Genomic DNA, 14395 nt, shown 5'->3' with positions numbered 1-14395 from the left:
GCGCATTTAACATCTGTTTTGACGTGACGGTTTCTCTCGTCGCGCATTCAACATCCGTTTTGACGTGACGATTTCTCAAGCCTCGGCAAATCTGCCGTCATTTGCCGAGACGTTTGCCCAATGTGAGCAGACTTGCCAATGATTTGGGTTTATGATTTGTTTTATCATGAACCAACTCTTGCCCATGGGGGATTTTCCACGACCTTCCGTCATAGGGATAGTGACACAGTCGAGTATTTATATGCAAACCAGAATCATGATGTTTTTGTGCAGCCTCTTGCTCTCCACGGCAACGCTGCGGGCCAAGGCGCCGGAGGGCAGCCTGCAAAAGCAGATGGAGTGGCTCCATGCCACCCACCATGTGGATTTCGTCTACGACGCCGCCATCGACGTGAAGCAGCCCTACCACGGCCCGACGCTGCGGGGGCTGACGCTCGAGAAGGCGCTGGCGACGCTCTTCCAGGGCACCGGCATCGGCTGGAGCCGCGAAGGACGCTACGTCATCCTGAAGCAGGAGAAGTCCGGGCTGCCGGCCGCGAAGCCCACGGAGAACCCCGCACGCCAGCGGCGGTTCACCGTGAGCGGCTACGTGAAGGACAGCGGCGGCGAGTCGCTCATCAATGCCACGGTCTACGACCTGACCACCCGCCAGGGAACGACCACCAACGAATACGGCTTCTATTCCATCACCCTGCCCGAGGGCCGGCACCGGCTGCGCCTCTCCTACCTGGGGTTCGAGGAACACGAGGAGACCATCGACCTCACGGCCGACCGCCGCATGAACGTCGGCCTGCGGGAGCGCAACAACCTGGCCGAGGTGGTCGTCACGGGCGACATGAACTCGCCCCTGCTCAACACGCAGACGGGCAAGCGCACTTTCTCGCAGAAGGACATCAAGACCGAATTTTCGCTGCTTTCGTCGCCCGACGTGGTGAAGACGGTGCAGCGCACCAGCGGCGTGGCCGAGGGAGTGGAGCTTGCCAGCGGCCTCTACGTGCACGGCGGCAACAACGACGAGAACCTTTTTCTGCTCGACGGCACGCCGCTCTACCAGATCAACCACACGATGGGCCTCTTCTCCTCGTTCAACGCCGACGTGGTGAAGAACGTCGACTTCTACAAGAGCGGCTTTCCGGCCCGCTACGGCGGCCGCCTGTCGAGCGTGATGGACGTGCGCACGGCCGACGGCGACCTGCAACACTACCACGGCAGCTACCGCATCGGACTGCTCGACGGCAGCCTTCAGCTCGAAGGGCCCATCCGGCGGGGCAAGACCAGCTTCAACTTCGGCATGCGCCGCTCGTGGCTCGACCTGCTCACGACGCCCATCTTCGCCATCGTCAACCGCTCGAACGACGACTACAAGCTCCGCCTCAACTACAACTTCCACGACCTCAACGCCAAGATCGTCCATGTCTTCAGCGACCGTTCGCGGCTTTCGCTCAGCACCTACTGGGGCCGCGACTATCTCCTGACGAAGAGTGAGGACAAATGGGGCGGCAGCGAAACGACCGACCGCGACCTGCTTGAAAACCGTTTCAACTGGGGAAACTTCAACATGGCCCTCGATTGGAACTACATCTTCTCACCGAAGCTGTTCGCCAACTTCACGGGCGTGTACACCTACAACCATTCGCGCTTCCACACGCTCGACGACTACACCTACAAGAGCGCAGGAAGCTCCACCGTGTCGCACTCCGAACACGGCTACCACTCGACCATCAACGACCTGGGCTACCGCATGGCCTTCGACTACCGGCCGCTGCCGAGCCACCATCTGCGCTTCGGCCACGACCTCACCTACCACTGGTTCCGGCCCCAGACCTACGCTTCGCTCACCTATTTCGGCTCCGACGAGAAGGCCGACACGCTGAAACAGCAGGGCAAGAACCACCACGGCACGCTCGAACTGAACGCCTACGTGGAGGACGAATGGACGCTCGACGACCATTGGAGCGTCGACTTCGGGGCCAACCTGTCGCTCTTCGACACGCGCCGCAAGCGGTTCTTCCGCGCCGACCCGCGCGTGGCGGTGAAGTATCAGGTCGGCCCGAAACTCTCTTTCAAGGCCAGCTACACCACCATGACGCAGTTCGTGCACAAGATTTCCAACTCCTACATCGACCTGCCCACCGACTATTGGGTGCCCACCACCGAACGGCTGCACCCCATGCACAGCAACCAGTTGGCCGTGGGCGCCTACTATCAGCCCGCCCGTCGGTGGCTGCTGTCGCTGGAGGGCTACTACAAGCAGTCCAACCACCTGCTGCAATACGCCAACTGGCTGGGCCTGGAGCCGCCGGCAGACGACTGGGACACGAAGGTCTCCGAGGGACGGGGCCGCTTCTACGGCCTGGAGGCCGACGCCCACTACCAGGGCAAGCGGCTGAAGGTGGACGCCGCCTACACGCTGTCGTGGAACCGCCGCCGCTTCGACGACTTCTTTCCCGAATGGTTCTACGACAAGTTCGACAACCGGCACAAGTTCAACGTCACGATGCGCTGCCAACTGTCGAAGGGCACGCACTTCTATGCCGGCTGGATCTACCGCACGGGCAACCGCATGACGGCCCCCACGCAGTATGCCGACATGCCCGACCTGGGCGAAGGCCATTCGCAGGGCTTCGTCTACGAGCGTCCCAACAACGTCGTGCTGCCCGCCTACCACCGCCTCGACCTGGGATTCGACATCCATCACAAGACCAAGCGCGGCCACGAACGCATCTGGAACTGGAGCATATACAACGCCTACTGCCATTTCAACACGCTGTTCGTCGACATGAAGTACAACGAGGCGACCGGCCGCGTCAGGGCCAAGGCCAAGGGCTTCATCCCCATCATCCCGTCGTTCAGGTATACGATCAAGTTTTAGGCGATGCGGGCCGGGTGAAAGGCGACAGGTGTCAATGAGAAGTCAGGTGCAGCGGGCGGCATCACCGCCCGGATAACGAAAAACGAAAAACAAGAATGATGAAAAAGACAAGCAAATACGGACTTATGGCTTTATTGTCGGCCCTCCTTCTTTCGGGTTGTCACGACAATTTCAACGTCGACCAGCTGAATTACGCGAGCAAACTGGTGGTCTACAGCATGCCGGCGGCCGGCGACACGACGCTCATCCGCGTGACGAGCAGCCTGCCCGTGGGCAGCAAGAAGGCCAGTCCGCCCGTGACCGACGCCGTCATCGACTACCGCCTCAACGGCCAACGGCAGACGGTGGAGAACCTGGGCGACGGCAACTACCGCGTCGTGGCCCGGCAGAAGGGCGGCGACGAGGTGGAAATAGGCGTCGGCGCCAAAGGCTTCGGCAGCGTCTCGGCCTCCACCCGCATCCCCCTGCCCGTGACGATAAGCGACTTCACGAGCGAGGAGATACGCATCTACGACTCCTACGACGAGACCGTGCAGAACGAGTTGCAGCTCCGCGTCACCTTCACCGAGCCGGGCGACAGCCGCGACTACTACGCCGTGAGGGCCGTGAACCTGTCCGAAGCCAACAAGAACGTGTGGTATGGGGCCGACTGGGGCTTCTACGACACGCGGCCGGTGACCACCTACAGCTACGCCACCATCCACAGCGACAGCGAACCCGTGCTGAAGAACCTCTCGAACATCGACTACGACTTCGGCTTCGACGACACGCCTTACCAGCACATGTACCTCTTCGACGACCGACTCATCAACGGACAGACCTACACGCTGCGGCTCAACATCCCCTACTACAGCCGCACCATGCCCACGGCCGTGGAGCTCTACCGCCTGACGCCCGAGTACTACCACTTCCTCAAGTCCATCAGCGACGCCGACAACAGCGACCTGGCGAAGGTGGGGCTGGCCGTCATCGCGCCCACCTACAGCAACGTGAAGGGCGGTATCGGCTATGTAGGGGGCTATTCCCGCCAACTCACTTCCTGGAACAAACTCAATCAAGGACAATGAAACGCATTCTCTTTCCGCTGTTGCTGCTTCCGGCCCTGCTCCTCACGGCCTGCGGCGGCGACGACCCCGACCCCAGGCTCTCGCCGGACATGGCGGAGACCATCTCGTTCCGCGACTTGCGCATCCTCTTCGTCGACTCGCTGGACACCAATCTGACCGACCGCACGCAGGTGAGCGTCATCAACCGCAACGACAACAGCCCCGTGCCGTTCACCCTGGAGACGTTCCGCGACCGCCGTTGCATCCGTTTCGCGGCGACAGAACACCCCGTGGAGGTCGTCGTCAACGGCAGCAGAAGCCTCTATATACACTCGATCAACGCCGTGGAGATGGTCGGCACGCGGATGAAAATCACCCGACACTATCTGTACAACGGCGTGAACACGGACGACTCCGTGGCCACCTTCCTCTGCACGCGCGACTACGTGCTCCTGCGCCACTACGCACCCGAGCTGAAGTTCAGGCTGATTCTGCCCCGCGTGCGCACCGACCTGATTCCCAAGGACAATCCCTGCCGGCTCAGCGTGAACGTCAACGGGGGCGGAATCTGGGGAATGGCCGAGACCCAGGGCCGCTTCATCAGCATGGACGCCACCCCCCTCGACGACACCTACAGCAAGGTGACGCTGCTCATGGGGGCCGACGTGCTGTGCGGAAACGACGGCTACAACCATCTGAACAACAACAGTCCGCGCTTCACGTTCGACAGCCGGCTCTTCCCCTTCGACGACCATCGCTTCGAGATTATTGTGAATTACAATGAAAACCTGTATAGCGATGTCTACAAAAGACCTCGTTTTCAGATTCAGCGTATAAATACGGAGATTGACGGCGTCTTTTCTGCCATTCGCGACATCACGCAAGTGGTGAAAAACGACAACACCATTGAACTGGAAGTAAAGAAACCTATCACGGAGTGGCCCGCAACGGAAGCCCTCCACTAACTTCAACAACCATGAAATTCGTACTACACCACTACCGGCCCGGCCGTTTCGACCCCCGGAAAGGCTACGAGCGGTTCGCCCGCAGCCAATCGTTGCACGTCCGCCGTCGGCTGTGGCCCGTGTGGGCTGCCGCCGGTGTCGCGACCCTGGTGGCCTTCGGCGCCTATTGGTGGCTTGCCCTTCGGCTCACCACGCTGTCGGCCGGCACCGTGGCCCGCACCTTTTTGCTGGACGACAGCACCCGCGTGGTGCTCGCGCCCGGCGCCACCCTCTCGTGGCGGGGCGTCTACGACCGCCGACTCGCCATGACGGGCCGCGTCTACTTCGAGGTGCGCCACGACGACCGCCGCCCGTTCACCGTCGTGGACGACCGCTATTTCGTCGACGACCTGGGCACCTGCTTCGAGATTGTCGAGGAAGAACGGCATACGCGCGTGCTCGTCACCGAGGGTTCCGTGCGCTTCGGCGACGCCAAGGGCCATCGGAGAATCGACCTGCGCGAAGGCATGGAGGCCGTATTGAGGCACGGCGAACCGCTCCCCCGCCTGCTGGAGAAGCCCAACACCAACCATGCGGCCTGGGCCACCCATCGCTTCCACTTCGACCGCACGCCCCTGCGCCGCGCGCTCGCCGACCTCGAAGCCTACTATGGCGTGCCGTTGCGCACCACGGAGCCCGACCGCCTGCTCACCGGCGACTTCTCCGCCGACTCGCTGGAGACCTTGCTCAAGGTGATAGAGCAGGCCATGGACGTGGAAATAGAAGCCCTTTCCGGCCAAAGTGGGAAGCCCACCCCGGCCCTCCCAAAGGGAGGGTGAACTAACTTGAGAAAGCTAATTATATCCCTAATTTTGGTTTTGGTTAGCTTCCATGCTTATTTGTTTATATCCCTAATTTTGATTTGGTTAGCTTCCATGCTTATCTGTTTATATTCCTAATTTTGATTTGGTTAACTTTCTTCATAATCTGTTAGTTAGTTCACCCTCCCTTTGGGAGGGCCGGGGTGGGCTTTCGTTTACTGTGAAAATCTCGTACAAACCGCTCATTTCTTTTGCGTCAAGAAATTTTTTGTCGCAAATAAGCCAAGCATTTGGGTAGTTGTAATTAAATAGATAAACGTCTGATTATCAGTGATTTGTGTTGTATAGTGATATCCTTGCGCATCAAAAATCCGCTGAAACATCAATCAAAACCACCTGAAAGCAGCCCTTTTACCCGCCGAAAGCATAGCTTTGACATGGTAAAATGGCTGCTTTTAGATTGTCAAAGCATAGCTTTTGCAACCTCAAAGCTATATAATCGGCTATCGGGGTGTGGAGAAGACGATTGTCAAAGCATAGCTTTTGCAACCTCAAAGCTATGTTTTGACTTCAAAAAAAGCCCAAAACGACCACACGCAAGCGTAAAAATCGCCATTTCATATTTGTTTTTCGTTCTAATTGAAGCATTTTTATCGCCCGTTTTTGCGACAGGATTTTTACATTTTTATGCCACAAATCAGTCGCCATGCGCCAGCCGTGGCTCGTAATTTTAGTGTTTTTAAATGTGATGGCGTGAGCCGTAGGGGCGTGATTCATCACGTTCCGCTCAAACAAAAAACACGTTTCTCTTAAACGCCCCTCACGTTCCTCCTTGCCCATGAAGCCTCTTTTCGTATCTTTTATAGTTGTAACTTACTCGTTTTGAATGGGAAAGAAGCGATCATAAGTTTTACGGAAATCTTTCTTTTTTTTGTTTTTATTCGGGAATAATGTATAACTTTGCACCCGATAAACCGAAAATAACATATCAAAGAGATTGTATATTTCGCATTTAATGACTCTAAATTAGTTTTAAGAATGAAAAGATTATTTTTGATTGGGATAATGATTTTATCCGTAGTTGCCGGCTTTGCTCAGGACGCAACGGCTGTTAAGGATTTAAAGGAACAGCAGAAAGTGCTCGAATTAACAGCCAAATTGAACAACCTCCAGCTCGAATGTGAGCAAAAGAAACTTGAACATAGCGCGCTTATTAGTAAGGCTGCCAGCGTTAATGCTGAAGCCAACGCGGTTACAACAGATTTTACGGCATCCAATCCTTCAAGCACTGTAAAGGACGCAAAGGATACTATTAAGAAACTGAAAGAGGCGAAAAAAATCAACAAGAAGTTAGATAAGAGCCTGAAAGGTGTAAAAAAGTTAGAAAAGAAGATTGCTCAGCTCAAGGCTAAGATTAGCAAACTGGACACAAAGATTCAATTTGTTGATAAATAAAAATCATATCAAATAAAAAGGTAGGGATGCATGAACGATGCGTTCCTACTTTTTTTATGGGTAGTAACTTCTAAAAAAAAGAGGCATTCCCTACATATTGAAAGTGCAAGATTTAGGAAAAACTTATCCCCAACTGACGTTTTTCCTTTACCTTTGTGGCCTGAAACAACGCGTTATGCAGCTTGATATCAAGGAATTATTCGCTCATCATTATCGTCCGCTTTGTCTCTATGCCTTGCATTATGTGGGGGCTGCCGACGCGGCGGAGGACATCGTGCAGGAGTGCTTCGTCAGCCTGTGGCAGCACGAGCCGCGCAACCCCCGAGCCTTTCTCTACACCGCCGTGCGCAACCGTTGCATCGACCATCTGCGGCGGGCACGGCTCGACATGGTCGACATGGAGCCGCACGACCTCGAAGGCGTCATCAGCGACGACGAGGCCCAACGCCGCTCGGAGGACGAGGCGCGGCTCTGGGAAGCCATTGACAGGCTGCCCGAGCGGTGCCGTCAAGTGTTTCTCATGAGCAAGCGCGACGGTATGCACTATAAAGAGATTGGGGCAGAGCTGAATATATCGGAGCGCACCGTGGAACATCAAGTGGCCAAGGCCATGCAGAAGCTCAATCGGCTGCTGCGGTCTGACGCGGGCATGGTCGTTCGGCGGCTTGTCTTGCTGATGACATTCATGACGCTGTCCCTGTTGGCGTTGCGAGCACAGACGACGACAGCACTTCGATCGATGAATATAGCCGTGGGCGTGGGGCACGACAATGCCGATTCTACCCGGACGAGGGCGGTCAACGTGGGCATTTTTGCCAATACCGACACGCTGCGGGGCGCGAACATCGGTCTGATCAGTGCCGGCACGCACCGACTGATGCAAGGTTTGCAGGGTGCCCTGCTTATCAACAGCGCCACCCGCGTGCAAGGAATGCAGCTGTCGGGACTTACCAATCTGAGCCGAAAACCTTTGGAAGGCTTGCAACTGGCCGGTCTGACCAATATTGCCATGGGCGTGAAGCGTGGCGTGCAACTGTCGGTGGCGGCCAATGTCAGCGCGGGCTTTATGCGTGGCGTACAGGTGAGCGCCTACAACTTCACCGAACAGCTTAACGGTTCGCAGATAGGACTTATCAATGTGGCGTTGCGCTACCCCCGCGGTTGGCAGGTGGGCGTGCTCAATGTCAGCCGCGACACCACGGCCCACAAGCTCGGACTCGTCAACATCAACCCCAACACCCGCATCGACTTCATGGCCTTCGCCGGAACGACGTCGAAACTCAACTTCGCTGTGCGCTACCGCAACCGCAGCGGCTACAGCATTCTCGGCGCAGGAACCCACTACATGGGGCTGGACAGGAAGTTCTCGGGCACGATCTTCTACCGACTGGGCCGCTATGTGGACCTCTCGCCCCGCTGGAGCGTGAGCGGCGACGTGGGCTACTATCACGTGGAGACTTTCGAGGAACGCAGCAGCACCCACCCGCAACGCCTCTTTTCGCTGCAAGGACACCTGAACCTGGACTACCGTTTCTGCCGTGCGGCGGGCGCGTTCGCGTCTCTCGGCTACGGCGACACGCGTCACTACGGCGGCAGGGAATACCGCCACGGCTGGATCGTGCAGGCCGGTCTGACCGTCAACTACCACAACCACCTGGGCCGCCGACGGCTGTCGAGGCCCTCCGCGCTGGCCCAGCCCCGCGACACCACGGGCATGGGCAACCTCTATCGCTTCGCCGACGCCGACTACCTGGAGCCTCATCCCTGGCAGGCCGCGCTACAGGCCACGGGCATCAACCTGCTGGTGCACGCCTTCGACCGCTTCGCGCTGCAGGCCGACTACGCCCGAGTGACGTTCAGGAGCATGGCCCGAAACTGGCGCCACGGCTTCGTGTGGGACAACGACAACTTCTCCACCAACCTCTTCGCCCATCCCTACCACGGCAATCTCTACTTCAACAGCGCGCGCAGCCGCGGCCTCGACTTCTGGCAGAGCGCGCCCTACGCCCTGGGCGGCAGCCTGATGTGGGAGATGTTGGGCGAGACGGAGCCGCCCGCCGTCAACGACCTCATGGCAACGACGGTGGGTGGAATCTGCATCGGCGAAGTGACCCACCGCGTGTCGGCCCTCGTGCTCGACGACCGCAGCCGTGGCTTTCGCCGCTTCGCACGAGAGTTTCTGGCCACGGTCATCAACCCCATGCAGGGCGTGGTGCGCCTGATGAACGGCGACGCCTGGCGCGTGAGGCGGTCAAACCACCTCTACCACGACCACAAGGCCATCCCCGTGGACTTCACCCTGACCTTCGGCAACCGCTACCTGGCCGACAACGGCGGACTCTTCCGGGGCGAGAGCAATCCCTACGTGGGCCTGCTGATGGAATACGGCGACGTCTTCAAGGCATCGACCAACCGCCCCTACGACTATTTCACGGCCAACGTGACGTTCAGTCTCTCGGCCAACCAGCCCGCGGTCAACGGCGTCCACCTGCTCGGAAGGCTGTGGGGACGCTTCTTCGAGCCACGCAACGGCTATCTGATGGAGTTCGGACTGTTCCAACACTTCAACTACTACGACTCCAAACCCGTGAAGGACGGCACGTCGCTCACGCCCTACCGCATCAGCGAGGCCGCCTCGGTGGGCCCCGGCGTCATCTACCGCTTTCCGCAGGTGGCCAACGTGTCGCGGCTGGAGCAGCGCGTCTTCGTCAGCGGAATCCTGCTCGGCGGCACCAAGAGCGACTACTACAACGTCATCGACCGCGACTACAACATGGGGTCGGGCTACAGTGTCAAGATGAACACGCTGATGGAGTTCCCGCGCATGGGCCATTTCGTCATCAACTTCGACTACTACCGCATCTTCACATGGAAAGGTTACGAGCAACGGAACCTCGCGACGGTCGACCCACTCTACCTCAACGCCCAGGGCGACCGAGGTTATGCCGCGCTGCTGGTGCTGAATCCGGCGTTCAATATCAATCTGGCGCGTGGGTTACAGTTGGAAGCCGGCGGTGCCTTCTTCGGCCGCAAGACTCATTACCGCTATTATCATGATGTAAGAGCCCGCACTTTTGAGGTGAAACTGGGGCTTTCCTATCAGTTGTAGCATTTATGAAAACAGCATGTAAGGTATGACAACACAGGAATTTATCAAGCAATATCGTCATGACGACGTGCGTCGGTTGGCCTTTCTTCAGGATAAGTATCCCGAGGTGGACCTGCCGTTCGCGCTCGACCAGATACGCGGCTGGCAGACGGCGCGCCGCAAGTTGCCCGCATGGGCGGCGCGGGAAGGACTGATCTATCCGCCGCACCTGTCGATGGAACAGTGCTCCAGCGAGGCGACGGCACAGCTGAAGGCCGACATCGTGGCGCGGTTGTGCCCCGAGCGGAGGCTGTTGGCAGACCTCACGGGCGGCTTCGGCGTGGACTTCTCCTATCTGGCGCGCGGCTTCGACAAGGCCGTCTACGTGGAACGGCAGGAAAAGCTCTGCGCCATCGCCCGCCACAACCTGGCGTTGCTGGGGCTGACGCAAGCCGAAGTGGTCTGCGCCGACAGTACGGAATACCTGGAGCGGATGGCTCCCGCCGACCTCGTCTTCATCGACCCGGCCCGCCGCGACAGCCATGGCGGCCGCACCTTCGCCATCGCCGACTGCGTGCCCGACGTCATCGCGCTGCGCCCCCTGCTCGTGCGGAAGGCCCGCCGGCTGCTGCTCAAGCTGTCGCCCATGCTCGACTGGCACAAGGCAGTGGAGGATGTGGGCGCCGTGACCGACGTGTTCATCGTGGCGGTGGACGGCGAATGCAAGGAACTGTTGCTGATGGTGCAGCCGGGATATGCGGGCGGGCCGCGGTTGCACTGCGTGGATGACGGAAAGGAATGGGACTACCTCCCCCAACCCCTCCCAAGGAGGGGAGTACCTACCGGCAGAAACGGGTGCAGCCTGTTCAAAGTGTTCGATGCGTCAGTCAGTACACCCTCCCTTTGGGAGGGCCGGGGTGGGTCCTTCCTCCTCCTCCCTTCCGCCTCCATCATGAAGGCGGGCTGCTTCGCCGAACTGGAACGAGCCTTCGGATTGCGGCAGCTGGCCCCCAACTCCCATCTCTTCCTTTCGGAAAAGCCCGTCGAGGGCTTCCCCGGCCGCACGTTCAGGCTTTCGGCCGTCTCGTCCTTCAACCAGAAGGAGCTGCGGCAGGCCCTTGCGTGCATTGACAAGGCCAACCTGGCCGTGAGAAACTTCCCGATGACGGTGGAAGAACTGCGCCGCAAACTGAAATTAAAGGACGGCGGCGACCACTATATATATGCTACTACCGACGCCGAAGGCCACCATTTATTGCTCATTGGGCAGAAAGTATAGCGGCCGAAGGCTGAGAATGTTCCCAAAAAATACGTAACTTTGCGGTTAGTATGAAGATAGGAAAGATTGATTTGGGCCACCGCCCCCTGCTGCTGGCCCCCATGGAGGACGTCACCGACATCGGATTCCGCATGCTCTGCAAGCGTTTCGGCGCGGCCATGGTCTACACCGAGTTCGTGTCGGCCGAGGCCTTGGTGCGCAACATCCAGGCCACGGTCAACAAACTGACCATCTGCGACGAGGAACGCCCCGTGGGCATACAGATCTACGGCCGCACGGTGGAGGACATGGTGGAGGCCGCCAAGCGTGTGGAAGAGGCACGGCCCGACGTCATCGACCTGAATTTCGGCTGTCCCGTGAAGAAGGTGGCGGGCAAGGGAGCCGGCTCCGGCATGCTGAAGAACGTGCCCCTCATGCTCGACATCACGCGGGCGGTGGTGAAGGCGGTCAACGTTCCCGTGACGGTGAAGACCCGACTGGGCTGGGACAGCGACCATCTCATCATCACGACGCTGGCCGAACAGCTTCAAGATTGTGGCATTCAGGCGCTCACGATACATGGCCGCACCCGCAGCCAGATGTACACCGGTGAGGCCGACTGGTCGCTGATTGGCACGGTGAAGGGCAACCCCCGCATCCATATTCCCATCATCGGCAACGGCGACATCACCTCGGGCGCAGAAGCCCGCACGGCTTTCGAGCACTATGGCGTGGACGCCGTGATGGTGGGAAGGGCCACTTTCGGCCGTCCGTGGATATTCCGCGAGATGCGGGAGGACGGCGAGCCGCTGACGACGGACGAGAAAATCGACGTGCTGGAGGAGCAGCTGCGCATCAACGTAGAGCGCATCGACGAATACCGCGGCATTCTGCACACCCGCCGCCACCTGGCGGCCAGTCCGGTGTTCAAGGGAATCCCCGACTTCCGCCAGACCCGCATCGCCATGTTGCGGGCCACGACCGTCGAAGAACTCACCGACATCCTCGAACAGACCCGCGCGTTGCTGTGCCGGCAGTGAGCAAACAGAGCAAAAGCCGCAAGAGCTATTCTTGCAAAACATAAAAACAAGCGATTATGAATATCAACAAAACGATGCAAGACGCGTTCAACGCGCAGATCAGTCAGGAACTTTACTCCTCCAATCTCTACCTGCAGATGGCATTCTGGTTCCGCAAGGAAGGCTGGAAGGGTTTCGCCACCTGGATGGCCAAGCAGAGTGATGAGGAGAAACGGCACGCCATGGACATGGCCGACTTCGTTCTCAACCGCGGCGGCGAGGTGAAACTGACCGCCATCGAGGCCGTTCCCACGGAGTGGGGCAGCCCGAAGGAGGTGTTCGAGGCCACGATGGCGCACGAACAGCTCATCTCTTCGCTCATCGACAAGCTGGCCGAAGTGGCCGACGAGCAGAAAGACCGGGCCGCAGCCAACTTCTGCGACAAGTATGTGGACGAGCAGGTGGAGGAAGAACGCAGCGTGCGCGACATCCTGAACCTCTTCCGCCATCGCGACGGACACACCGTGGCCAACATCGACGACATCCTCGGAACGCGTCCGGAGTGACGACCGACGGGAGCGTTTGCCCCCCGTGACGAAACAGAAAGGCGGCGGGCCGGCGGCATTCTTGTGCCGTCGGCCCGCCTTTTAAATGCTAAAAACCGCTCGTTGTTTGGCTTTCTACTTGAAAATGAGTATATTTGCACGTTTTAAAAGCATTAAAAAGAATTAGAAGATGTCTTTTGTTGAAATAAGGAAAGTGGAGACACGCCATGATCTCAAGACTTTCATAGACTTCCATTACGACTTATACGAGGGCAACGCCTACGACGTTCCGACGCTGTTCAGCGACGACATGAACACGCTCAGCCGCGACAAGAACGCGGCGTTCGACTTCTGCGAGGCCGAATACTACTTGGCTTATAAAAAGGGTAAACTTGTCGGGCGCGTGGCCGCCATCATCAACCACAAGGCCAACAAGCGGTGGGGACGGAAGTCGGTGCGCTTCGGATGGATCGACTTCGTGGACGACCGCAAGGTGTCGGCAGCATTGTTGAAGGCGGTCGAGGACTTCGGCCGCAAGCGGGGGATGACCGAAGTGGTGGGGCCGCTGGGCTTCACGGACATGGACCCCGAAGGAATGCTCACGTGGGGATTCGACCAGCTGGGAACCATGCCCACCCTCTACAACTACCCCTATTACCCCGAACACATCGAAGCCATGGAGGGCTACGACGTGGACAACCGCTACGTGGAGTTCAAGGTGATGGTGCCCGAAGCGTTGCCGGCCCGCTACGAGAAGCTCGCGGACATGATACAGAAGCGTTACAACCTGCGGGTGAAGAAGCTCACGAAGCGCGACATCTTCGAACGGGGCTACGGCAAACGCATCTTCCAGCTCATCAACGACACCTACAAAGACCTCTACGGCTACAGTGAACTGACCGACCGGCAGGTGGAGCAGTACATCGACATGTACTTCAAGCTGCTCGACCTCGACCTCATCACGGTGATCGAGGACGCCGGGGCCGACAACAGGCTGGCCGGTATCGGCATTACCATGCCTTCGCTCTCCCTGGCCTTGCAGAAATGCAGGCGTGGAAGACTGCTGCCCTTCGGTTGGTGGCACGTCATCCGGGCCCTCAAGTGCCGCAAGACGGAAGGCGTCGACCTGCTTCTCGTCGGCTTCCTGCCCGAATACAGGGCCAAGGGGGCCAACGTCCTGCTGTTCTACGACCTCATTCCGCGCTACAACGCGCACGGAATCAAGTGGGGGGAGACGCAGGTGGAGATGGAGTCCAACGCCAACGTGCAGAGCCAATGGGAAGCTTTCGACACCCATTTGCACAAGCGCCGCAAGTGTTATAAGAAGTTTATTTAAGCAGAATCATC

11 protein-coding genes are annotated in these 14395 nt (G+C 58.5%); 10 read left to right on the top strand and 1 reads right to left on the bottom strand.

Annotated features, from left to right (window positions below):
• Positions 1-241 precede the first annotated feature (241 nt).
• The 4 genes from K334_RS0110105 to K334_RS13890 all read left to right on the top strand — a co-directional run bounded on the left by K334_RS0110105 (position 242) and on the right by K334_RS13890 (position 5701).
• Positions 242-2872 carry a TonB-dependent receptor gene (locus K334_RS0110105; RefSeq protein WP_027444910.1) on the top strand — a complete coding sequence of 877 codons (2631 nt, stop codon included), beginning with the start codon at positions 242-244 and terminating at the stop codon, positions 2870-2872.
• Between the two features lie 95 nt (positions 2873-2967).
• Positions 2968-3939 (top strand): DUF4249 domain-containing protein, encoded by a 972-nt coding sequence (locus K334_RS13895; protein WP_081658083.1) that lies wholly within the window; start codon positions 2968-2970, stop codon positions 3937-3939.
• Positions 3936-4883 carry a hypothetical protein gene (locus K334_RS0110095; RefSeq protein WP_025882326.1) on the top strand — a complete coding sequence of 316 codons (948 nt, stop codon included), beginning with the start codon at positions 3936-3938 and terminating at the stop codon, positions 4881-4883. The genes K334_RS13895 and K334_RS0110095 overlap by 4 nt, the downstream gene beginning before the upstream one ends.
• An 11-nt stretch (positions 4884-4894) precedes the next feature.
• Positions 4895-5701 carry a FecR family protein gene (locus K334_RS13890; protein ID WP_051218727.1) on the top strand — a complete coding sequence of 269 codons (807 nt, stop codon included), beginning with the start codon at positions 4895-4897 and terminating at the stop codon, positions 5699-5701.
• Between the two features lie 552 nt (positions 5702-6253).
• Here K334_RS13890 and K334_RS13885 read toward each other — a convergent pair.
• Positions 6254-6523, bottom strand: a complete 270-nt coding sequence (locus K334_RS13885) for a hypothetical protein (RefSeq protein WP_036890291.1) — start codon at positions 6521-6523, stop codon at positions 6254-6256.
• Between the two features lie 198 nt (positions 6524-6721).
• Between K334_RS13885 and K334_RS0110075 the strand changes: the two genes are divergently transcribed.
• The 6 genes from K334_RS0110075 (at position 6722) to K334_RS0110050 (ending at position 14384) form a co-directional block, all read left to right on the top strand.
• Entirely contained in the window at positions 6722-7138 is a 417-nt protein-coding gene (locus tag K334_RS0110075) for a hypothetical protein (RefSeq protein WP_025882382.1), read from the top strand.
• Positions 7139-7313: 175 nt separating this feature from the next.
• Positions 7314-10247 (top strand): RNA polymerase sigma-70 factor, encoded by a 2934-nt coding sequence (locus K334_RS0110070; protein WP_081658082.1) that lies wholly within the window; start codon positions 7314-7316, stop codon positions 10245-10247.
• Between the two features lie 25 nt (positions 10248-10272).
• Positions 10273-11505: a THUMP-like domain-containing protein gene (locus K334_RS0110065; RefSeq protein WP_027444908.1), complete on the top strand. Its 1233-nt coding sequence runs from the start codon at positions 10273-10275 to the stop codon at positions 11503-11505.
• A gap of 50 nt (positions 11506-11555) precedes the next feature.
• Positions 11556-12524 (top strand): tRNA dihydrouridine synthase DusB, encoded by a 969-nt coding sequence (gene dusB / locus K334_RS0110060; RefSeq protein WP_025882294.1) that lies wholly within the window; start codon positions 11556-11558, stop codon positions 12522-12524.
• A gap of 56 nt (positions 12525-12580) precedes the next feature.
• A complete protein-coding gene (locus K334_RS0110055) occupies positions 12581-13069 on the top strand; it encodes a ferritin (RefSeq protein ID WP_021590766.1) in 489 nt (162 codons plus the stop codon).
• Positions 13070-13238: 169 nt separating this feature from the next.
• A complete protein-coding gene (locus K334_RS0110050) occupies positions 13239-14384 on the top strand; it encodes a hypothetical protein (protein WP_021590774.1) in 1146 nt (381 codons plus the stop codon).
• The last annotated feature ends 11 nt before the right edge of the window (positions 14385-14395 follow it).

The sequence above is a fragment of the Segatella baroniae DSM 16972 = JCM 13447 genome, from assembly GCF_000426585.1.
Lineage (GTDB): Bacteria > Bacteroidota > Bacteroidia > Bacteroidales > Bacteroidaceae > Prevotella > Prevotella baroniae.
Note: the sequence above shows the minus strand (reverse complement) of the source record. Positions and strands in the feature narration are given on the sequence as shown.